This window comes from Mycolicibacterium flavescens (assembly GCF_001722335.1).
Lineage (GTDB): Bacteria > Actinomycetota > Actinomycetes > Mycobacteriales > Mycobacteriaceae > Mycobacterium > Mycobacterium flavescens.
This window is the reverse complement of sequence record NZ_MIHA01000016.1, coordinates 1-20,723: the sequence shown is the minus strand read 5'-3', so window position 1 is coordinate 20,723 and position 20,723 is coordinate 1. Positions and strand designations below refer to the sequence as shown.

Annotated in this window: 18 protein-coding genes and 1 pseudogene; 7 read left to right on the top strand and 12 right to left on the bottom strand. The window is 67.9% G+C overall.

Annotated elements, in window-relative coordinates:
• Positions 1-15: 15 nt before the first annotated feature.
• Positions 16-1,146, bottom strand: a complete 1,131-nt coding sequence (gene sfnG, locus BHQ18_RS20125) for a dimethylsulfone monooxygenase SfnG (protein WP_069415411.1) — start codon at positions 1,144-1,146, stop codon at positions 16-18.
• A 142-nt stretch (positions 1,147-1,288) separates the two neighbouring features.
• On the opposite strand from sfnG, the gene BHQ18_RS20120 reads away from it, so the two are divergent.
• Positions 1,289-2,137, top strand: coding sequence for an LLM class F420-dependent oxidoreductase (locus BHQ18_RS20120; RefSeq protein WP_069415410.1), 849 nt, complete (start codon positions 1,289-1,291; stop codon positions 2,135-2,137).
• Here the strand turns inward: BHQ18_RS20120 and modA are convergent, their stop codons facing one another.
• Positions 2,138-2,869, bottom strand: a complete 732-nt coding sequence (modA, locus tag BHQ18_RS20115) for a molybdate ABC transporter substrate-binding protein (RefSeq protein ID WP_069415409.1) — start codon at positions 2,867-2,869, stop codon at positions 2,138-2,140.
• Entirely contained in the window at positions 2,869-4,407 is a 1,539-nt protein-coding gene (locus BHQ18_RS20110) for an acetyl-CoA acetyltransferase (RefSeq protein WP_069415408.1), read from the bottom strand. The genes modA and BHQ18_RS20110 overlap by 1 nt, the downstream gene beginning before the upstream one ends.
• A 127-nt stretch (positions 4,408-4,534) precedes the next feature.
• Here BHQ18_RS20110 and BHQ18_RS20105 point away from each other — a divergent pair, with 127 nt between their 5' ends.
• Positions 4,535-5,152 (top strand): TetR/AcrR family transcriptional regulator, encoded by a 618-nt coding sequence (locus BHQ18_RS20105; protein WP_069415407.1) that lies wholly within the window; start codon positions 4,535-4,537, stop codon positions 5,150-5,152.
• Positions 5,153-5,176: 24 nt separating this feature from the next.
• A complete protein-coding gene (locus BHQ18_RS20100; protein WP_069415502.1) occupies positions 5,177-7,033 on the top strand; it encodes a S9 family peptidase in 1,857 nt (618 codons plus the stop codon).
• Positions 7,034-7,109: 76 nt separating this feature from the next.
• On the opposite strand, the gene sucD is transcribed toward BHQ18_RS20100, so the two are convergent.
• Together sucD and sucC are read right to left on the bottom strand one after the other, a co-directional pair.
• Positions 7,110-8,012, bottom strand: a complete 903-nt coding sequence (gene sucD, locus BHQ18_RS20095; RefSeq protein ID WP_069415406.1) for a succinate--CoA ligase subunit alpha — start codon at positions 8,010-8,012, stop codon at positions 7,110-7,112.
• Positions 8,013-8,024: 12 nt separating this feature from the next.
• Positions 8,025-9,206, bottom strand: a complete 1,182-nt coding sequence (gene sucC, locus BHQ18_RS20090) for an ADP-forming succinate--CoA ligase subunit beta (protein ID WP_069415405.1) — start codon at positions 9,204-9,206, stop codon at positions 8,025-8,027.
• A gap of 249 nt (positions 9,207-9,455) precedes the next feature.
• Here sucC and BHQ18_RS20085 point away from each other — a divergent pair, with 249 nt between their 5' ends.
• Entirely contained in the window at positions 9,456-10,505 is a 1,050-nt protein-coding gene (locus tag BHQ18_RS20085) for a M23 family metallopeptidase (RefSeq protein ID WP_069415404.1), read from the top strand.
• Between the two features lie 9 nt (positions 10,506-10,514).
• On the top strand, positions 10,515-11,090 hold the full coding sequence (locus BHQ18_RS20080) for a hypothetical protein (RefSeq protein ID WP_205866151.1): 576 nt from the start codon (positions 10,515-10,517) through the stop codon (positions 11,088-11,090).
• On the opposite strand, the gene pcrA is transcribed toward BHQ18_RS20080, so the two are convergent.
• Positions 11,087-13,390 (bottom strand): DNA helicase PcrA, encoded by a 2,304-nt coding sequence (gene pcrA / locus BHQ18_RS20075; RefSeq protein ID WP_069415403.1) that lies wholly within the window; start codon positions 13,388-13,390, stop codon positions 11,087-11,089. The two genes, BHQ18_RS20080 and pcrA, sit on opposite strands and share 4 nt — an antisense overlap.
• Positions 13,391-13,574: 184 nt before the next feature.
• Between pcrA and BHQ18_RS20070 the strand changes: the two genes are divergently transcribed.
• On the top strand, positions 13,575-13,898 hold the full coding sequence (locus BHQ18_RS20070) for a chorismate mutase (RefSeq protein WP_264010301.1): 324 nt from the start codon (positions 13,575-13,577) through the stop codon (positions 13,896-13,898).
• A 100-nt stretch (positions 13,899-13,998) separates the two neighbouring features.
• On the opposite strand, the gene BHQ18_RS20065 is transcribed toward BHQ18_RS20070, so the two are convergent.
• Complete coding sequence (locus BHQ18_RS20065; RefSeq protein ID WP_084294179.1) at positions 13,999-15,969, bottom strand: SGNH/GDSL hydrolase family protein; 1,971 nt, start codon at positions 15,967-15,969, stop codon at positions 13,999-14,001.
• 79 nt (positions 15,970-16,048) lie between these two features.
• Positions 16,049-17,509, bottom strand: coding sequence for an NAD-dependent succinate-semialdehyde dehydrogenase (locus BHQ18_RS20060; RefSeq protein ID WP_069415401.1), 1,461 nt, complete (start codon positions 17,507-17,509; stop codon positions 16,049-16,051).
• Positions 17,510-17,557: 48 nt separating this feature from the next.
• Here BHQ18_RS20060 and pgi point away from each other — a divergent pair, with 48 nt between their 5' ends.
• Positions 17,558-19,207 (top strand): glucose-6-phosphate isomerase, encoded by a 1,650-nt coding sequence (gene pgi / locus BHQ18_RS20055; RefSeq protein ID WP_069415400.1) that lies wholly within the window; start codon positions 17,558-17,560, stop codon positions 19,205-19,207.
• On the opposite strand, the gene BHQ18_RS20050 is transcribed toward pgi, so the two are convergent.
• The 4 genes and pseudogenes from BHQ18_RS20050 to BHQ18_RS20035 all read right to left on the bottom strand — a co-directional run.
• Positions 19,208-19,573, bottom strand: coding sequence for a hypothetical protein (locus BHQ18_RS20050; RefSeq protein WP_069415399.1), 366 nt, complete (start codon positions 19,571-19,573; stop codon positions 19,208-19,210).
• 38 nt (positions 19,574-19,611) lie between these two features.
• Entirely contained in the window at positions 19,612-20,157 is a 546-nt protein-coding gene (locus BHQ18_RS20045; RefSeq protein ID WP_069415398.1) for a hypothetical protein, read from the bottom strand.
• Positions 20,132-20,440: a helix-turn-helix transcriptional regulator gene (locus BHQ18_RS20040; RefSeq protein WP_069415397.1), complete on the bottom strand. Its 309-nt coding sequence runs from the start codon at positions 20,438-20,440 to the stop codon at positions 20,132-20,134. Before BHQ18_RS20040 ends, BHQ18_RS20045 begins: the two co-directional genes overlap by 26 nt.
• A 93-nt stretch (positions 20,441-20,533) precedes the next feature.
• Positions 20,534-20,723: pseudogene (locus BHQ18_RS20035) on the bottom strand (HNH endonuclease signature motif containing protein); the annotation flags it as partial.

Below are 20,723 nucleotides of genomic sequence, written 5' to 3'. Positions count from 1 at the left end.
CTAGCGCACGGTGGGTCATGCCGAGACCAGCACGGGTTCGCCCACCGAATCCCGCTCGGACTCCTCGATTTCGCGGACCAACGGCAACACCTTGGCGCCGAAGTACTCGATCTCCTCCTGGAAGTGCAGGAAGCCGCCCAGGATCAGGTCGACGCCGCGTTTGCGGTACGCCGCAATGCGTTCGGCGATCTGCTCGGGCGTGCCGATCAACTGGGTGCGGAACCCGTCGTTGTACTGCACCAAGTCCTCGAACGTGGAATCGGCCCACATGCCGCGCTTGTCGGCGGTCGAGTTGCCGGCCTGCTGTACGGCGGCGCGGAATCCTTCGACCGCGGGGCGGTTGGCCTTGTCGACGATCTCGCGCAGCACATCGCGGGCCTCCTTCTCGGTGTCGCGCGCGATGATGAAGCCGTTGAGCCCGAAGCGGACCTCGCGGTCGACGGTGCGGGCGTGGTCGCGGACGTCGACGATCTGCTCGGTGACGCCGTCGAAGTCCTTGCCGTTGGAGAAGTACCAGTCGGCGTAGAGGCCACCGTTGCGGCGCGCGGCGGTGGAGTTGCCGCCCTGGAAGATCTCCGGGTTGGGTCGCGCGGCGGTGTTGACGGGCTTCGGTTTGAGCGTGAAGTCGTGAATGCGGTAGAAGTCGCCGCGGAAGTCGACGTCGTCCTCGGTCCAGATCTTGCGCAGTACCTGCAGGAATTCCGCGCTGCGGCGGTAGCGCTCGTCGTGCTCGAGCCACGGCTCACCGAGATGGGTGAATTCGTCTTTGAACCAGCCGGAGACGACGTTGACCGCGAACCGGCCGTTGCTGAGCTGATCGGCCGTCGCGCCCAGCTTGGCCAGCACCGCGGGTTGCCACAGCCCGGGGTGCACGGCGGCGATCACCTTCAACCGCTCGGTGGCCAGCAGCAGCGCGAGGCTGAAGCTGGTGGATTCGTGCTGGTACTCGGCGCCGTAGCTGGCCTCGTAGCGGACCTGGCTGAGCGCGTACTCGAAGCCGTTGTTCTCCGCGGTCCTGGCGAGCTTGGCGTTGTAGTCGTAGTTCCAGTCGGTGCGCTGTTCGATGTCGCTGGTCACCAGCCCGCCGCTGACGTTGGGCACCCAGTAGGCGAACTTGACCTGCTCGGCGATGCGTTCGGTCGTCATGGTGTGCCATCTCAGCGCTCGCGCGCGGTGCCGTCGCCGGTATGGATCGCGCTGACGCAAACTCGTCAGCCGGCGCTGCCGGCCGCCCGCATCGAATCGCACGGGCCTTGCCCTCCGAACTGAAACACGTTCTAATTCTGGGATGGATTACGGGCTCGTACTGTTCACCAGCGACCGCGGCATCACCCCGGCGGCCGCCGCCAAACTCGCCGACGACCACGGCTTCACCACGTTCTACGTGCCCGAACACACCCACATCCCGATCAAGCGGCAGGCCGCGCACCCCACCACCGGTGACGAGTCGCTGCCGGATGACCGCTACATGCGCACGCTGGATCCGTGGGTCAGCCTGGGCACCGCGGCCGCGGTGACCTCGCGGGTCCGCCTGTCGACGGCCGTCGCGCTGCCGGTCGAGCACGACCCCATCTCGCTGGCCAAGTCGATCGCCACGCTCGACCATCTGTCCGGCGGGCGGGTAAGCCTCGGCGTGGGCTTCGGCTGGAACACCGACGAACTGGCCGACCACAACGTTCCCCCCGGTCGCCGCCGCACGATGCTGCGCGAGTACCTCGAGGCCATGCGCGCGCTGTGGACCGAGGAGGAGGCGTCCTACGAGGGCGAGTTCGTCAACTTCGGGCCGAGTTGGGCGTGGCCGAAACCGGTGCAGTCGCACATCCCGGTGCTCGTCGGCGCGGCAGGCACCGAGAAGAACTTCAAGTGGATCGCCCGCTCGGCCGACGGCTGGATCACCACGCCGCGCGACTTCGACATCGACGCCCCGGTCAAGCTGCTGCAGGACACCTGGGCGTCCGCCGGCCGCGACGGCGCACCGCAGATCGTCGCGCTCGACTTCAAGCCCGATCCCGAGAAGCTGGCCCGCTGGGCCGATCTCGGCGTCACCGAGGTGCTGTTCGGGCTGCCGGACAAGTCCCCCGACGACGTCGCCGCCTATGTCGAGCGGCTTGCAGGCAAGCTGGCCGCGCTGGTCTGATCAGGGCCTGCCGAACCCGGCCTCGTCGAGCAGTTCCCGCCCGGTGACGACGGCGTCGACGAACTGGCGTGCGAGGTCAGGCCGCGGTGAATCCTGCAGCGCCGCAATGGGATAGGTGTTGACGACGTCGGCGATCTCGGGTACCGGCACCGAGGTGACCCGATCACCCGCCGCCTTGGCGTCGGTGACGTAGACGACGCCGGCGTCGGCCTGTCCGGCGGCGACCTTGTTCAGCACGTCGGTGACCGATGACTCCTCGCTGACCGGGGCCAGTTGCACCCCGGCCACGCGTTCGGCCTCCTCGGTGGCCGCCCCGCACGGCACCTGCGACGCGCAGGTAACCACATCGAGTCCGGGCCGGGCCAGGTCACCAAACCCGTTGATGCCGTGCGGGTTCCCGGGTGCGACGACGATGGTCAGGGTGTTGGTCGCGAAGTCGACCGGATCCCCGGCCAGCAGCCCGGCCTGCGCGGCGCGCGCCATGTTGCGGGCGTCGGCGGAGGCGAACACGTCGGCGCGGGCGCCCTGGGTCAGCTGCGTGACGAGGTCGGCGGATCCGGCGAACGAGAACTCCACCGTGACACCGGGGTGGTCGCGTTCGAAATCCTGCCCGATCTCGGTGAACACCTCCGACAGCGACGCCGCGGCGAACACCACCAGCGTCGACGGGTCGTCGCGTGGTGCGCACCCGGCCGCCAGCACGAGCAGCAGGACACCGAATAACGCCTTCATCAGGCCAGTGTCGCGCGGTTGACCTTCTCGTCGCGACGCACGTCGATCGCCGCGCCCAGCGGGTCGCCACCGGTCAGCAGCGCCAGCAGGTCGGGGTCTTCGGTGATCGCCATGAACCGCGACCCGTCGGCGTCGGCGCGGCCGACGATGATCCCGGTGCGGGTGGGCCAGTCGTAGCGCACGGAGTAGGTCTCGACGGTGCCGCGGCCCTCGGGCCACTCGTTGACGGGCACGGTCTGCAACGCCGCGATCTGCGCGTCGAGTTCGGCGCTGGAATCGGGCCGCCAGTCCGCCGGCGTCGTCGAGTAGATACCGACCGAGTACTTGCTCATGGTGCCGCCGTTGGCACCGACGAAGCCGAACTCGCCTGGCTTGTCCCGTAATTGGGTGACGGTCTCGGCGATCGCGTGCAGCGAGTAGCTGTTGCCGGGCCCGCCGAAGTAGGGCAACCCGCCGGTGACGGTCAGCCCGCGGGGGTCGTCGGCGGCCAGATCCAGCGCCTCGCACACCACGAACACCGGGAACGGGAAGCAGCTGTACAGATCGAACGTCGCGACGTCATCGACGCTGATTCCGGCCACCCGCAACGCTTCCCGGGCGGCGTGCACCGCCGCCGGGCTGGCGCCGAGGTCGACCCGGTCCAGCAGGCCCTGCTCGGTCAGGTCCGAGTGCCCGTGGACGTACACCCACTTGTCTTCGGGCACACCGAGTCTGCGCGCCGACTCCACCGACATCATGATCGCGGCGGCGCCCTGGTTGACCTGGTCGCGGGCGACCAGCAGCCGCGGGTACGGATCGCAGATCATCCGGTTGTCGTCGCTGACGGTGACGATGTCGGAGACTGTCCGCTCCACCGGTGACGACGAGAACGGGTTCTTGGCAGCCACTTTCGACATCGGGGCGAACAGTTCGGCCATCTGACGCCGGTAATCGGCGACGCTGAGCCCGAGCTGGGCGCGGCGGGCGTTGTCCAGCAGCCCGTACTGCACGGCGGCGCCGGTCAGCCCGTGATTGGCGGTGTACTCGGTGAAGTACCGGTGGATCTGGTGACCGCGGTCTTCGAGTTGGCCCTCGATGTGCTCGGTGAAGTCGGGCTTGTCCCGTCCTGATTCGGCGGCATGGCGCCAAAAGCGTGCCGTCGACCCCGGTTCCGAGCCGATGATCATCGCGACGTCTAACTCACCGGCCGCGATCGCGGCGCCGGCCTCGGTGACCAGCTTCTGCGGTCCCTGCCCGCCGACGGGTTCGAGCACCACCCGGGCCGGATCGCCGCCGACGCGGCGCATCACCGAGCGCGGGTAGTTGTTGGACTTGCCGAGCGTCGCGGGCATCGGCCCGGAGATCTCGAACTGACGGAGTGCATAGACGGTCTGGATGGCCTCGGCTACCTTCGCGGCGTCGACGCCGGTGTCGGCGAGCGCGGCGCGCACTCCCTCGGTCGCCAGCTCCACCGCCGACATGCCGCGGTAGTCCGGATCGTCGATACGCTCGGTGAACTGCCCGACGCCGACGATCACGGGGGTCCGGGGATCGACCATTACAGACCTCCTGACGACTGTTAATTCGACAGGCTAATGGACGCGCCGGCCGATTCCTGCATCGGCTTGACCGTTCTGTCACTTAGTGACATAGTCAGGCTGTCACTTAGTGACAAAAGGAGGTGGGATGGGCGGTGAGAAGCAGGTCCTGGCGCGTCTGGAGGTGTCGCGACACGCCTGCCGGCTGTTCTGGGAACGGGGGGTCGCCGATACCAGCGGTGACGACATCGCCGCGGCGGCGGGTGTCTCCACGCGGACGGTCTGGCGCTATTTCCGGTCGAAGGAGAGCTGTGTAGAGCCGCTGCTGGCCCGGTCGGCCGACCGGTTCGTGGCGATCCTGCACCGGTGGCCGCACGATCTGTCACTCGCCGAACATCTTGCGGCGGAGACGCTCTCGCAGCCGGTGGACCCGCAGGAGATCGCCGACGAAATCAGCGCGATGCGCATCGCCACCATGACCGAGTCGGAACCGGCGCTGCGCACCGCCTACCTGATGGTCCACGACCGGATGGAGCACGGCTTCATCCCGGTGGTGGCAGATCGGCTGAACCTCGAGGAGAACGACCTGACCGTCCGCCTGTGTGCGGCCGCGGTCACCGGCGCGTTCCGCGTCGTCGACGAGGACGTCAGCCGCGCGGTCATCGTCGAAGGCGAGGCAGTCACCCAGGAGCAGACCCTCGCGCTCATCGACCGCGCAATCAGGGACGCCACCAACGGACGTCTCGGCGGGCCCGTCCCGCACTGAATCACAACCCCACGAAGGGAAATGATGGCACTGCCACCCCAAATCACCGTCGAGGAGTTCTTTCGTCCGCCGGCCCGGGCCGCCGCGACGATCTCGCCCGACGGCACCCGCATCGCCTTCCTGGCGCCGTGGCACGACCGGCTCAACGTCTGGGTGCAGGACGTCGACGGCAACGACGAGCCACGATGCGTGACGGCCGACAGGACCCGGAGCGTCCATATCTACCGGTGGAGCCAGGACTCCCGGTGGCTGCTGTACCTGCAGGACAACGGCGGCGACGAGAACTGGCACCTCTACCGCGTCGACCCGGACGACCCGTCCGGTGACGCCGTGGACCTCACGCCGTTCCCCGGCGTGCGGACAGTGTTCGACCTGCCGGAGCGACGGCCGGGCACCGCCGTCGTTCAGATGAACAAGCGCAACCCTCAACTGTTCGACGCCTACGAACTCGACATCGCCACCGGCGATCTCACGATGGTCGCCGAGAACCCCGGCAACGTCGTGCACTGGATCAGCGACCCGAACGGCGGCCTGTTCACCAACACGCTGACCGCCGACGGCAACATCGACATCGCGCAGTGGGACAGCGCGAACGCGTCGTTGCGCACGATCGTGACCGACGACGGCACCGACTATCCGCTGGGGATCTTCCCGGTCGTGGTGACCCCCGACGGCAGCGGGTTGTGGCTGGGCTCCAACCGGGGCAGTGACCGCACCCGGCTGGTCCGCGTGGATGTGGCCACCGGGGAGGAGACCGAGGTCGACAGCCATCCGGAGTTCGACCTCGCAGCGCAGCTGACGCTGCCGTCACCGCTGATCCTCAGCGCGACGACCGGCGACCTGATCGGCGCCCGTTATTACGGTGAGCGACAGGTGATTCACGCTCTCGACCCGGATTTCGCCGCGGTGCTGGAGAAGCTCAGCGCGCTCTCCGACGGTGACCTGTCGGGCATCTCGTCGGACTGCAGCGGGAGGCGGTGGATCGTCGACTTCCTGCACGACCGCGACCCGGGTGTCACCTATCTCTACGACCACGCGACCGGTGAGAGCCGGCTGCTGTTCCGGCCCTACCCGCAGCTCGACCCCGACATGCTGGCGCCGATGACACCGGTGGCCCTGAGGGCTCGTGACGACCTGCCGCTGCACGGCTATCTCACCCTGCCGGTGGGCGTGGAACCAGTCGGGCTGCCGATGGTCCTGCTGGTCCATGGCGGCCCGTGGTCGAGGGACTGCTGGTACTACCAGCCCGATGTGCAGCTGCTGGCCAACCGCGGGTATGCGGTGCTGCAGATCAACTTTCGCGGTTCGACCGGTTACGGGAAGGCGTTCACCAAGGCCGCCATCGGTGAGTTCGCGGGCAAGATGCACGACGACCTGATCGACGCCGTCGAGTGGGCGGTCAAGGAGGACTACGCCGATCCGGACCGGGTCGCGATCTTCGGCGGCTCGTACGGGGGTTACGCCGCGCTGGTGGGCGTCACATTCACCCCGGACGTGTTCGCTGCGGCTGTCGACTACGTGGGCATCTCGAGCCTGGCCAACTTCATGCGCACCCTGCCGAATGTGGCCCGGCCGTTCCTGGCCAACAACTGGCACCTCTACGTCGGCGACCCGTCGGATCCGGCGCAGGAAGCCGACATGCGGGCCCGTTCCCCCATCACCCACGTCGACCGGATCCGCACCCCGTTGCTGGTTGTGCAGGGCGCGAACGACACCCGCGTTGTGCAGGCCGAGTCCGACAACCTCGTCGCGGCACTACGCGAGCGCGGGGTCGAGGTCGAGTACATGGTCAAAGAGGACGAGGGACACGGATTCTTGAACCCGGACAACTCCATCGACATGTACCGCGCCGTCGAGCGGTTCCTCGCCAAGCACCTCTAGTAACCCGCGCGAGCAGACGCAAAGTGCCCAAAAGCTCGCGCAATTGGGGCACTTCGCGTCTGCTCGGCAGAGAAAGCTACAGGCTCTGCAGGATCTCGCGGGCCAGTTGGGCGGTCTCCGACGGCGTCTTGCCGACCTTCACACCGGCGGCTTCCAGCGCCTCCTTCTTGGCGGCGGCGGTGCCCGACGAGCCGGACACGATGGCGCCGGCGTGACCCATCGTCTTGCCTTCCGGCGCGGTGAAGCCCGCGACGTAGCCGACGACCGGCTTGGTCACGTTGGCCTTGATGTAGTCGGCGGCCCGCTCCTCGGCGTCGCCACCGATCTCACCGATCATCACGATGATCTTGGTGTCGGGGTCCTTCTCGAACGCCTCGATCGCATCGATGTGCGTGGTGCCGATGACGGGGTCGCCGCCGATACCGATCGCGGTGGAGAAGCCGAAATCACGCAGCTCGAACATCATCTGGTAGGTCAGCGTGCCGGACTTCGACACCAGGCCGACCGGACCGGAGCCGGTGATGTTGGCCGGGGTGATACCGGCCAGCGCCTCGCCGGGGGTGATGATGCCCGGGCAGTTCGGGCCGATGATGCGGGTCTTCTGCCCCTTCTCCACGTTGTAGGCCCACGCATACGCGCTGTCCTGCACCGGGATTCCCTCGGTGATGACCACCAGCAGCGGGATCTCGGCGTCGATGGCCTCGATGATCGCGTCCTTGGCGAACTTCGGCGGCACGAACACCACCGACACGTCGGCGCCGGTCTCCTTCATCGCCTCGGCGACCGAGCCGAACACCGGCAGCTCGATGTCCTTGCCGTCAGCATCCTTGTGCGACACCGTCGTACCGGCCTTGCGCGCGTTCACGCCGCCGACCAGCTGGGTGCCGGCCTTGAGCATCAGCGCGGTGTGTTTGGTGCCCTCGCCGCCGGTGATGCCCTGAACGATGACCTTGGAGTTCTTGTTCAAAAAGATCGACATGACTCGCGTCCCTTACTTGTTCGCCAGCTCGGCGGCTTTGTCTGCACCGGCGTCCATGGTGTCGGCCTGGATCACCAGCGGGTGGTTGGCCTCGGCGAGGATGCGACGCCCCTCTTCGACGTTGTTGCCGTCGAGCCGGACCACCAGCGGCTTGTTCGCCTCGTCGCCGAGGATCTTCAGCGCGTTGACGATGCCGTTGGCGACCGCGTCGCAGCTCGTGATGCCGCCGAACACGTTGACGAACACGCTCTTGACCTGAGAGTCGTTGAGGATCACGTCGAGACCGGCGGCCATCACCTCGGCCGAGGCGCCACCGCCGATGTCGAGGAAGTTGGCGGGCTTGACGCCGTTGTGCTTCTCACCGGCGTAGGCGACCACGTCCAGCGTCGACATGACCAGGCCGGCGCCGTTGCCGATGATGCCGACCTCGCCGTCGAGCTTGACGTAGTTGAGGTCGTTCTCCTTGGCCTTGAGCTCCAGCGGATCGGTGGCGTCGCGGTCCTCGAACTGCGCGTGGTCCTCGTGCCGGAAGTCGGCGTTCGCGTCGAGGGTGACCTTGCCGTCGAGCGCCAGGATCTGACCTGGATCGTTTTCGCCGCGGGAGGGCGTGCGCACCAGCGGGTTGACCTCCACCAGCGTGGCGTCCTCCTTGACGAAGACCTCCCACAGCTTGGCGATGGTGACGGCCGCGGAGTCGAGCACCTCCTCGGGCAGGTGGCCCTTCTTGGCGATCTCGCGGGCGAACGCCTCGTCGACGCCCTTGGTGGCGTCCACGGGGACCTTGGCCAGCCGGTCCGGCTTGGTGGCCGCGACCTCTTCGATCTCCATGCCGCCCTCGACCGAGCACATCGCCAGGTAGGTGCGGTTCGCGCGGTCGAGCAGGAAGGAGATGTAGTACTCCTCGGCGATGTCGCTGGCCTCGGAGACCAGCAGCTTCTTGACGATGTGGCCCTTGATGTCGAGGCCGAGGATGTTCTGGGCGTGGGTGAACGCGTCGTCGGCGGTCGCGGCGTACTTGACGCCGCCCGCCTTCCCGCGACCACCGGTCTTGACCTGGGCCTTGACCATCACCGGCTTGCCGATCTCCTCGGCGATCGCTTTGGCGTCCTCGGCGTTGTCGGTCACCCGCCCGGGTGTGGTGGGCACGTTGTGCTTGGCGAAGAGCTCTTTCGCCTGGTATTCGAAGAGATCCATTAGCTCACTGTCTCTAGCGCGTCGATTTGCGGAAGTGGTTGGCCGAAGGCTCGGGGGAACTTTATCCACCCGCCTGCCGTAGGCTGACACCGCCCACCACTCATGTGGTAGATCTCACCGGTCCGGCATCGTGATACAAGTCACAATCGGCGCGGGAATGACCTCCCGGGTTGCAGCCATCATTGGAATTTGGTTAACGTGCCTCTGGTCTAGATCACGTTTAGGTCACGACTCAAAGGATTCTTCAGGTTGGCTTCGCACCGTTCGTCGAGATCTCTTCATAGAGCGACGAATCGGCAAATAGACGGTCGCGTCACCGAAAGTCCCGCCGAAGTCACCGACATCATCCCGTTCAACGAGTTCGGCGGGCTGCACGACCTCGACTTCCGCGAGAACAGCGCCTTCGACCGCGAGGCCGCGGTGATCGATGCACCCGAACTCGACGACCTGCACGACTGCGACGAGACCCCGCAGCCGCTGGCGGTGCCGTCGCAGTTCGCCGCCGATCCCGCCCAGACGCGACGGACCCGCGCCTACCGCGACAGCTACACCGACACCAGCGACGGCATGGCCGCCACCGATGTGATCAACATCGGCAGCGCCCGCGGCGGCGCGCACCGCAAGCAGGAAGTGCCCGTGAAGGGCCGGCTGATGGTGGCGGCGATGGCGGTGGGTGCGACGGCCGCCGGCGCCTACTCGATGGCCAACGCCACCCACGACTCGTCGGCGACCGCCACGCTGGCCGTCGACCACGCCACCCTCGCCGACCCGGCAGGCGGCTCCTCGGACGGCATGCAGGTCGTCGCGGTCACCCCGGCGGCCAGCACGGCGCTGCACACCGAGGAGATCCAGAAGGCCGCCGCCTACGCCCAGGAGCGCGCCGAGCGCGAGGCGCGGCTGCAGCGGCCGATGTTCGTGATGCCCACCAAGGGTGTGTGGACGTCGGGCTTCGGATACCGCTGGGGCGTGCTGCACGGCGGCATCGACATCGCCAACTCCATCGGCACCCCGATCCTCGCCGCCTCCGACGGTGTGGTGATCTCAGCGGGCCCGTACGCCGGCTACGGCAACATGGTCAAGGTCCGCCACTCCGACGGCACCGTGACGCTCTACGGCCATCTGAGCTCCTGGCAGGTCGAGGTCGGTCAGCGGGTGTGGGCCGGCGACCAGATCGCCAAGATGGGCAACACCGGCAACTCGACCGGTCCGCATCTGCACTTCGAGGTGTTGCAGGGCGGCACGGCCCGCGTCGATCCGGTCGGTTGGCTGGCCAAACGCGGGATTTCACCCGGCAACTAGTCTGGCTGAGTGGCCAGCGACGAGCAGATCACCGGGGACTCCCCCGATCCGCAGACGAGCATCATCCGTCGTCACCCCACCGGCGCGTTCCCCGCCTCCGAGCCGCCGACCCAGCTCACGGACGTGCCCACGCAGCTGGGCGCTCAGGGTGAGCCGCAGACCCAGTACATCCCGCGGGCCCGGCCCGTCACCGTCGGCCCGACCCAGCCCGCCCCGGCCAAACCGGGGACCGCGATGGCCACCGCGGTGGTGGCCATCCTCACCGGCTGGACGACGGCCGTCATCGCCACCGACCTGATCACCGGGTGGTGGCGCACCGACCGGCTGTTCTGTGTGGCAGTCGGCTTCCTGACCGCGATCTCGGCGGCCGCGCTGATCGCCGGGCTGATCGGGTTGCTGCTACGACGGTGGGTGAGCCGGCTGCTGATCGTCGTCGGCGCGGTGGTGGCCCTGCTGATCTTCTCGAGCCTGTTCGTCGCGGGCGCCAAGCTGCCCGCCGTGGTGTACGCGATCCCGCTGCTGCCGGTGGCCTGCATCGTGCTGGCGGCGCTGCCCGCCACCGGCCGCTGGGAGCGCTCGGGTTAGAGCTTGCTGATCGGCGCGTGGTTGTGCATCAGCTTCACGCGTCCGGAACTGCCGAAGTCGATCAGCGACATCGCGGACTCGCCGACCCCGCTGACCTCCTCCACGCGGCCGAGCCCGTACTTGTCGTGGGTGACCCGGTCGCCCGGCTCGAGCACCACCAGCGGGCGTTTGCCCGCACCCGTGCGGGTCGGCGACGGGCGGGGGGTACCGAAGCGGCCAGCGCCGCTCACCGGCGCACTGTACGACGGGGTCGGATCGGTGCGCCGCCAGTCGATCAGGTGCTGCGGAATCTCCTTGAGGAAGCGCGATTCCGGGTTCAGCATCGGCTGGCCCCACGACGAGCGGACCTTGGCCCGGCTCAGATACAGCCGCTGCCGGGCGCGGGTGATGCCGACGTAGGCCAGCCGGCGTTCCTCACTCAGCTCGGTCGGGTCGCCCAGCGCGCGCATGTGCGGGAACATGCCGTCCTCCCAGCCGGTGACGAACACGACCGGGAACTCCAGACCCTTGGCGGTGTGCAGGGTCATCATCGTGACCACCCCGGCGCCGTGCTCGGGCAGTTCGTCGGCGTCGGCCACCAGTGAGACCCGCTCCAGGAACTGGGCCAGCACCCCGGTGTCGGGGATGTCCTCGTCGACGGCCTCGTCTTCGGCGAGCGCCTGGTTGTTGGCCAGGTCGATGCTGAATTCGTGTGCGACGCTGACCAATTCGTTGAGGTTGTCGAGCCGGGCCAGATCCTGCGGATCGCTGGAGGATTCGAGTTCGGTGCGGTAGCCGGTGCGGTCGAGCACCGCCTCGACCAGTTCGCCCAACTCGCCGTCGAGGCGCCCGCGCAGCTCGTCGAGCATCTCGACGAACGCCGAGATGCACTTCTCGGCACGGGTGTTGAGCATCGGCACCTTGCCTTCGGCGGCGGCCTGCAGCGCGTCGTTGAAGGACAGCCCGGTGTTCTCGGCGTACACCGCGACGCACGCCTCGGCGCGGTCGCCGATGCCGCGGCGCGGGGTGTTGAGGATGCGCCGCATGCTCACCGAGTCGCCGGGGTTGTCGAGCACCCGCAGGTACGCGACGATGTCGCGGATCTCACGGCGCTCGTAGAACCGCACGCCGCCGACGACCTTGTACGGGATGCCGGCGCGGATGAAGACCTCCTCGATCGCGCGTGAGGAGTTGTTGGTGCGGTAGAACACCGCGAAGTCGTTGTAGGAGTAGCCCTGATCGGCGAGCGTGTCGATCTCCTGCGCGACGAAGCGGGCCTCGTCGTGCTCGTTGTCGGCGACGTAGCCGACGATCAGCTCGCCGTCGCCCTCGTCGGTCCACAGCCGCTTCTCGCGGCGGCCGGTGTTGCGGGAGATGACCGAGTTCGCCGCGTTCAGGATGTTCTGCGTCGAGCGGTAGTTCTGTTCGAGCAGAATCGTTGTGGCATTGGGGAAGTCGCGTTCGAAGTCCTCGATGTTGCGGATCGTCGCGCCTCGGAACGCGTAGATCGACTGGTCGGCGTCGCCGACCACGCACAGCTCGGCGGGCGGCACACCGTCAACCGTCTCGACGCCCACCAGCTCGCGCACCAGCACGTACTGCGCGTGGTTGGTGTCCTGGTACTCGTCGACCAGGATGTGCCGGAACCGCCTGCGGTAGTACTGGGCGATCTGCGGAAACGCCTGCAGCACAGCGACCGTCTCACCGATCAGGTCGTCGAAGTCCAACGCGTTGGCCGCGCGCAGCCGGCGCTGGTACTCGGCGTAGACCTCGGCGATGATGCCGGGCAGTTCCTCACCGGCCTCGGACGCCTCGGCGGCGGCCTGTTCGGGACCGATCAGTTCGTTCTTGTGGTTGGAGATGCCGTTGGACAGCAGCCGCGGCGAGTACCGCTTGGTGTCCAGGCCCATGTCCTTGCCGATCATCAGCAACAGCCGCCGGGAGTCGTCGGCGTCGTAGATGGAGAAGTTGGAGTTCAGCCCCTTGATCAACGAGGCCTGATTGCGCAGGATTCGCACGCAGGTGGAGTGGAACGTCGACACCCACATGCTGCGGGCGCGGGGGCCGACCAGCCCGACGACGCGCTCGCGCATCTCGGCGGCGGCCTTGTTGGTGAACGTGATGGCCAGCACCTGGCCGACCCCGACGTCGCGGGCGGCGAGCAGGTAGGCGATGCGGCGGGTGAGCACCGCGGTCTTGCCGGAGCCCGCGCCGGCGACGATCAGCAGCGGCGAGCCCTCGTGCAGCACGGCCTGGCGCTGCTGCGGGTTGAGCCCGTCGAGCAATTGGTCGGTATCGGCGGCCGGAGATGAAACAGACATATCGTCTCCAAACCTACCGCTGCACTGCGACAACCTTTGCGTTGACGCTGGCGTTGGTGGCACACTTTCTCTCGTGCTCGACAAGCGGCGATTTTTCTACGGGTACCGGTCCGCGGTGCCCGTGGTGTAGCTGCTTCCCCGAGAGCCCCGCGGTCCGCTTCTGGATCCGGGGCTCGTCTCTTGTGTGAGGCCCGACCGGAAGCGCCCTCGGACCCCACCCAACGAGAGTGAAGAGAATGCCATGACGATCGAAACCGAGACCGTGCCTGATATCGATGATCTTCGCCAGGAGATCGACCGGCTCGACGCCGAGATCCTGGCCGCCGTCAAACGGCGCACCGAGGTGTCCAAGCTCATCGGGCAGGCCCGGATGGCGTCCGGCGGGACCCGCCTCGTGCACAGCCGCGAGATGAAGGTGATCGAGCGCTACAGCGAACTCGGCCCCGAGGGCAAGGACCTCGCGATGCTGCTGCTGCGGCTGGGCCGTGGCCGCCTGGGCCATTCCTGACGAAGCCGCCTGGGCCATTCCTGACGAAGCCGCCTCGGCCACTCCTGAGCGATTTCGGCGTCGTTGGTTGCGCTCAGCGCACCTGCGCGCACCGAGATCGCTAGCGCAGCGCGTCGACCAGCCACGGCGTCAGCCACTCGACCGCTTCCGGCGTCGGGTGCACACCGTCGGCGCGCACCTTGATGCCGTTGATCCGGTTGGTGTAGCCCCCGTTGGGCCCGAGTTTGCGGTTCAGGTCGAGCACCGTGACGTTCTGCCGGTACTTGACGACGCTGCGCACCAGCGCGTTCCAGTCGTCGGTGCGGTCGGGGTCGTCTTCGGGATAGAGGCTGCCGTCGGGTTTCTCGGCGCGCCGGTTGTAGGGCTCGGTGGTGACCACGATGCGCGCGCCGGTCGACGACAGGATGTCCAGCGCCCGGGTGAGCTCTCCGCGCAGGTACGCGTCGTAGGCCGGCTCGCCGATGTGTGTCCAGCGGCCCTCGTTCATCCGGTCGACGACCTCCCAGCGGCCGATGACCAGCAGCACCACGTCGGGCCGGTCGTGGCTGATGCGCTGGGACCACCGGCTCGGCCAGGTGTCGCATTCGGGTTTCTGGTTCAGCGTCTGCCCGACGTAGCGGTACGGCCCGCCGCGCGCGATCCCGCACCCGATGGTCGTGTAGTTGGAGAACGAGAAGCCCGGCGTCGGCGGCAGATACCGCATCAGCGTCCACGCCACCGAGTCGCCGAACACCGCGACGCTGCGGGTGCCGGGCTCGCGCGCGGTGGGCCTGCGGACCTCGACCGGGACCTCGGGCGCGATCAGCGCCGCCGAGTCGATGTTCGACTGCTCGACCGGTTGGGTCGGCACCCCGACCGGGAGCACGGTCATGGTGACGACGGCCGCCGTCGCCGCCGTCGCACCGGCCAGCGGAAGCATCGGCACGATCACCGGGCGCCAGCGCCGGATCGGCTGCTCGAGCAGCCACCACGACAGCACGGCCACCGCCAGCGTCGCCGCGCAGCGCACCGCGAACAGCGACCACCCCGACCAGCCGGTCCGCTCACCGTTGACCGCCAGGAAGATCGGCCAGTGCCACAGGTAGACGCCGTAGGAGATGGCGCCCAGGAACACCAGCGGCCGCCACGCCAGTACCCGCGCGACGGGCCCCTCCTGGTCCAGCGCGACCGCCCCGATCACCAGGACCGCCGCCACGGCCACCACGACCAGCAGGCCGCCGCGGAAGTCGTCGACGCTGCCGGTCGCGGTGTGCGCGCAGTACCCGAGCACCGCGACACCCGCGACCGACAGTCCCCTGGCGACCCCGCGCAGCCAGCGCGTGCGGATCACCGGCCCGCCGAGTGTGACGGTCGTCCAGTCGTGCACCAGCAGCGCGGCCGCGGCGGCGCCGATCAGCAGCGCCTGAGCGCGGGTGTCGGTGCCGAAGTAGATGCGGTTCAGCGTGTCCGCGTTGGTGAACACGATGGCCGCGGCCGCCGAGGCGACGGCGCCGAGGCTCGCCACCGCGAACACCGCCCAGCGCAGCCGGTGCCGGTCGCGCCGGCAGAACACCGCGGCGAGCACGATCAGCAGCAGCGGCCACAGCACGTAGTACTGCTCCTCGACGCCGAGCGACCAGGTGTGCTGCAGCGGCGACGGCGGTGCGCCGTGGGCGAAGTAGTCGGTCTGCTGCGCGACGAACATCCAGTTCGCCATCCAGAAAAATGAGGCGACGGCGTCGTCGCGCAGTGTGGCGACGGACTCGGCGGCGAACAGCCCGCGCGCGGCGACGACCGCGAGCACCATCACCAGTAGCGCGGGCAGCAGCCGACGGGCGCGACGGATCCAGAAGTCGCGCAGGCCGATTCGCCCGCTGCCGGCGTGCTCGTCGAGGAGCAGGGAGGTGATCAGGAATCCGCTCAGCACGAAGAACACGTCGACGCCCAGGAACCCGCCGGAGACTCCCGGGATGCCGCCGTGGTCGGCGAGCACGAGCGCGACGGCGACGGCGCGGATGCCGTCCAGGGCGGGAATCTCGCCACGCCGACCCGGGCGGCGATCAGCGGGCGCGACGGAGCGACGCGCATTCACTCGGGAAATCTTGCCGGTCCGAGCAGACCCGCGGCGGCAGGCGCGGCGGCGTGTCTCGGCTTACTTGGTCACGGCTCCACTATTTCGTCAGAGCGATGTATTTGATCTCGAGGTACTCGTCAATACCTTCCAGACCGCCCTCGCGGCCGAAGCCGGACTCCTTGACTCCGCCGAACGGCGCGGCCGGGTCGGAGATCACGCCGCGGTTGACGCCGACCATGCCGGACTGGATGCCCTCGGCGACACGCAGCGCACGGTCCAGCGACTGGGTGTAGATGTAGGCGGCCAGCCCGTACTCGGTGTCGTTGGCGGCAGCGACCCCTTCCTCCTCGGTGTCGAAGCCGGTGATCGGGGCGACGGGGCCGAACACCTCCTCCTTGAGGATGCGGGCGTCGGCGGGCACGTCGGCCAGCACGGTGGCCGGGTAGAAGTTGCCGGGTCCGCCGGGTGCGACGCCGCCGACGGCGACGGTCGCGCCGCGCGAGACCGCGTCGGAGACCAGGTCTTCAACGGTGGCGACCTGTTTGGCGTTGATCAGCGGGCCGAGGGTGGCCGACTCGTCGAGACCCTTGCCGAGCGTGAACTCGCTCATCCGCTTGACGAGTTTCTCGGTGAACTCCTCGCGCACGGAGTTGGCGACGTGGAACCGGTTGGCCGCGGTGCAGGCCTCGCCGCCGTTGCGCATCTTGGCCAGGATCGCGCCGTCGACGGCGGCGTCGATGTCGGCGTCGTCGAACACGATGAACGGCGCGTTGCCGCCGAGTTCCATCGAGGTGCGCAGCAGCTTGTCGGCGGACTGTTTGACCAGTGCCTTGCCGACGCCGGTGGAGCCGGTGAACGTGAGCTTGCGCAGGCGGCCGTCGTCGATGAGGGCGGCGGTGACGTCGCCTGGGCTCTTGGTCGGCAGCACCGACAGCACACCCTTGGGCAGGCCGGCCTCGTCCATCAGCTTGGCCAGCAGCAGCATGGTCAGCGGCGTCTCCTGGGCCGGTTTGACGATCATCGTGCACCCGGCGGCGAAGGCGGGGCCGATCTTGCGGGTGCCCATGGCCAGCGGGAAGTTCCACGGTGTGATCGCGTAGCAGGGGCCGACGGGCTGCTTGGTCACCAGCACGCGGCCGGTGCCCGCCGGGCTGGGGGTGTAACGGCCGGCGATGCGCACCGCCTCCTCGGCGAACCAGCGGAAGAACTCGCCGCCGTATTTGACCTCGCCCATGCTCTCGGGCAGCACCTTGCCCATCTCGAGGGTCATCAGCGTCGCGATGTCCTCGGCACGGTCGTTGATCTTCTCGAACACCGCCCGCAGGATTTCGCCGCGCTCGCGCGGCGGGGTGGCCGCCCAGTCGGCCTGCACTTCGCACGCGGCGTCGAGCGCGGCGATCGCGTCCTCGGCGCCGGCGTTGGCGATGGTGGCCAGCACCTGGTCGTCGGAGGGGTCGAGCACGTCGAAGGTGGCGGAGCTGTCGGCGATCGGCCGGCGCTCCTCACCACCGATCCACAGTCCGGTGGGCACAGACGCAAGCAGCTTCGCGGTATCCATAACTCCCTCTTACACCTTTGGCCATTTCGCCGCATTAGGGTCGTGCACATGAGTAGCGATATCGCCTCGACCCCGGCCTGGCAGGCGCTGCACCGTCATCACGAGCAGATCGGCTCCAAACATCTTCGCGAGCTGTTCGCCCAGGACCCGGCGCGCGGCACCGAGCTGGCCGCGACGGTCGGCGACCTCTACATCGACTACAGCAAGCACCGGGTCACGCGGGAGACGCTCGGGTTGCTGGTCGAGCTCGCCAGGGCGGCCGGGCTGGAGCAGCGCCGCGACGCGATGTTCTCGGGCGCGCACATCAACACCTCGGAGGACCGCGCGGTGCTGCACACCGCACTGCGGTTGCCGCGGGACGCCGAGTTGGTGGTCGACGGGCAGAACGTCGTCGCCGACGTGCACGAGGTGCTCGACCGGATGGGCGACTTCACCGACCGGTTGCGCAGCGGTGAATGGACCGGTGCGACAGGGCAACCGATCAAGACAGTCGTCAACATCGGCATCGGCGGATCGGACCTCGGCCCGGCGATGGTGACGCTGGCACTGCGGCACTACGCCGATGCCGGGATCTCGGCGCGGTTCGTGTCCAATGTCGACCCGGCGGATCTGGTGGCCACGCTGGACGGACTGGACCCGGCGACAACGCTTTTCATCGTGGCGTCGAAGACGTTCTCGACGCTCGAGACGCTGACCAATGCGATGGCGGCGCGGCGGTGGCTGACCGACGCTCTGGGTGATGCTGCGGTGTCAAAGCATTTCGTGGCGGTGTCGACGAACAAGAAGCTGGTCGACGATTTCGGCATCAACACCGACAACATGTTCGGGTTCTGGGACTGGGTCGGCGGTCGTTACTCGGTGGACAGCGCGATCGGGCTGAGCGTGATGGCGGTGATCGGTCGGGAGCGGTTCGCCGAGTTCCTGTCCGGGTTCCACATCGTCGACGAGCATTTCCGAACGGCGCCACTGGAATCCAATGTGCCGGTGCTGCTGGGTCTGATCGGGTTGTGGTACAACGAGTTCTTCGGTGCCGAAACCCGTGCGGTGCTGCCGTATTCGAATGATCTGGCGCGCTTCGCGGCGTATCTGCAGCAGCTGACCATGGAGTCCAACGGCAAGTCGGTGCGCGCCGACGGGTCGCCGGTCACCACCAGTACGGGCGAGATCTTCTGGGGCGAACCGGGAACCAACGGCCAGCACGCTTTCTACCAGCTGCTGCATCAGGGCACCCGCCTGGTGCCCGCCGACTTCCTCGGGTTCTCGCAGCCGACCGACGATCTGCCGACCGGTGACGGCACCGGCAGCATGCACGATCTGCTGATGAGCAACTTCTTCGCGCAGACGCAGGTGCTGGCGTTCGGTAAGACCGCCGACGAGATCTCGGCGGAGGGTACGCCGCCGGATGTGGTGCCGCACAAGGTGATGCCGGGCAACCGGCCCACCACGTCGATCCTGGCGACCAAGTTGACGCCGTCGGTGCTGGGCCAGTTGATCGCGCTCTACGAGCACCAGGTGTTCACCGAGGGTGTGGTGTGGGGCATCGACTCGTTCGACCAGTGGGGCGTCGAGTTGGGTAAGACGCAGGCCAAGGCGCTGTTGCCGGTGATCACCGCCGGCGACGCGCCGCCCGAGCAGTCGGATTCGTCGACCGACGCGCTGGTGCGCCGCTACCGGTCCGAGCGGGGCCGGCCGGCCTGATCAGCGCGCGGCGCGGGCCTTGACGAACGACCGCACGCCGGCGATCAGGTAGGCCACCAGCAGCACGAACATGATGGTGCTGGTGATGACCGCGGCGGGTCGCTCGGCCGTGCCGGCGAACACGTCGCCGAGGCCGAACACATTGCGCAGCGCGCCGAGCGCCGCGAGCAGGGCGATCACGAGGGCGGCGTGCATGGCGACCTTGCGGGCTTGGTCGGAGCGACGCCCGATCAGCGCGGCGATGAGCAGCAGCACGCCGACGAACGCGGGGATGAGCGCGGTGACGCTGACCGCTCCGCTGGCGATGTACGCGATCACCCCTGTCGCGACGAGCAGTCCTCCGGTCCAGGTGGTCAGGGCGAGCATCGTGTTCCTCTCTACGGTTGTCGCTGACCACCATAGAGTCATTGCTCGGGGTCGGGTCGACTCCAGCCGAGGATCATCGCCGGCGCGCACCCGCCGAACACCAGCACGGCCAGCGACATCAGCGCGCCGGCGTAGGCCACGTCGGCGTCGGTGTCCTGCAGGTAGATCGACGCGATGAGCAGGTAGCCGATCGGAATTAGCATCAGGTACTGGGTGATGGTCAGGCCGATTGACCGCGCACTGTTGCGCTGCTGGACCTCGTACTCGTCGAGCGCCGCCTCGGGAGCGTCGCCCTGCCGACCGGACACGATCTGCAGCATCGTCCACAGCGGCAGGAACACGATGCAGGCGCCGAGCCAGGCCAGCGGAGCCCACCGCATGTTGACTGCGCTCAACACGCTCACGACGAACATGCACGCGAACGTGATCGCCAGGCCCACCACGAGCAGGCGGCGTCGCGACTGCGTCCGCCAGCGGGGAAACAGATTCGCGTATGTGCGTTCATGTTTCAGGAATCGGCGGGTGCGGAAGTCCTGATACCGGTCGATCAGGTTTCGATCAGGTTGCCGGGTCGGTTGGGACATCTCGGTCGCCTCCTTGCGGTCGCGGATTTCGGTAGAGCTCGGTGGACAACGGGGTGAACTCCGTACGGGAGAACACCGCTTCAACGGGCAGGCCGAACACGTCGCAGATGCGGAACGCCAGATCGAGGCTCGGGTAGTGATCACCACGTTCGAGTGCCCCCACGGTCTGCGGGTTGACGTCGATGAGCGCCGCGAGGTCGGCCCGCGTCATCCGTCGCTCGGCGCGCAGCACACCGATGCGGTTGTAGATCGGGAGCGCCTTGCCCCTTCTCACCGGACTCATACAAAGCATTGTTAGGAAAACCCAACGCTTCGTCAAGCGGTTACCACAAATTGACCGGTATAGCGGTTATCGGCGTGGTGGGGTTCCGCGGTGTCAGCTGGCGTCGCGGTCGGTGTCGGTGGGGTCGGGTCTTTCGGCGCCGTCGTCATCGCCGCCGGCGTCGTGGGCGCCGTCGTCGGGGATCAGGTAACGCTCGGGGTGGTGGTAGTTGTTGACCCGGGCCTGGCCGGTGTCCAACTGCGGTGGGGGTCGCCATTCGGTGCGGCCGTCTTTGCGTTTTCCG

Bases quoted from the DNA above. Each gene is read 5' to 3' on its own strand.
- sfnG (WP_069415411.1), bottom strand. From the start codon at position 1,146: ATGACGACCGAACGCATCGCCGAGCAGGTCAAGTTCGCCTACTGGGTG.
- BHQ18_RS20120 (WP_069415410.1), top strand. From the start codon at position 1,289: ATGGATTACGGGCTCGTACTGTTCACCAGCGACCGCGGCATCACCCCG.
- modA (WP_069415409.1), bottom strand. From the start codon at position 2,869: ATGAAGGCGTTATTCGGTGTCCTGCTGCTCGTGCTGGCGGCCGGGTGC.
- BHQ18_RS20110 (WP_069415408.1), bottom strand. From the start codon at position 4,407: ATGGTCGATCCCCGGACCCCCGTGATCGTCGGCGTCGGGCAGTTCACC.
- BHQ18_RS20105 (WP_069415407.1), top strand. From the start codon at position 4,535: ATGGGCGGTGAGAAGCAGGTCCTGGCGCGTCTGGAGGTGTCGCGACAC.
- BHQ18_RS20100 (WP_069415502.1), top strand. From the start codon at position 5,177: ATGGCACTGCCACCCCAAATCACCGTCGAGGAGTTCTTTCGTCCGCCG.
- sucD (WP_069415406.1), bottom strand. From the start codon at position 8,012: ATGTCGATCTTTTTGAACAAGAACTCCAAGGTCATCGTTCAGGGCATC.
- sucC (WP_069415405.1), bottom strand. From the start codon at position 9,206: ATGGATCTCTTCGAATACCAGGCGAAAGAGCTCTTCGCCAAGCACAAC.
- pcrA (WP_069415403.1), bottom strand. From the start codon at position 13,390: ATGTCTGTTTCATCTCCGGCCGCCGATACCGACCAATTGCTCGACGGG.
- BHQ18_RS20060 (WP_069415401.1), bottom strand. From the start codon at position 17,509: ATGGATACCGCGAAGCTGCTTGCGTCTGTGCCCACCGGACTGTGGATC.
- pgi (WP_069415400.1), top strand. From the start codon at position 17,558: ATGAGTAGCGATATCGCCTCGACCCCGGCCTGGCAGGCGCTGCACCGT.
- BHQ18_RS20050 (WP_069415399.1), bottom strand. From the start codon at position 19,573: ATGCTCGCCCTGACCACCTGGACCGGAGGACTGCTCGTCGCGACAGGG.
- BHQ18_RS20045 (WP_069415398.1), bottom strand. From the start codon at position 20,157: ATGTCCCAACCGACCCGGCAACCTGATCGAAACCTGATCGACCGGTAT.
- BHQ18_RS20040 (WP_069415397.1), bottom strand. From the start codon at position 20,440: ATGAGTCCGGTGAGAAGGGGCAAGGCGCTCCCGATCTACAACCGCATC.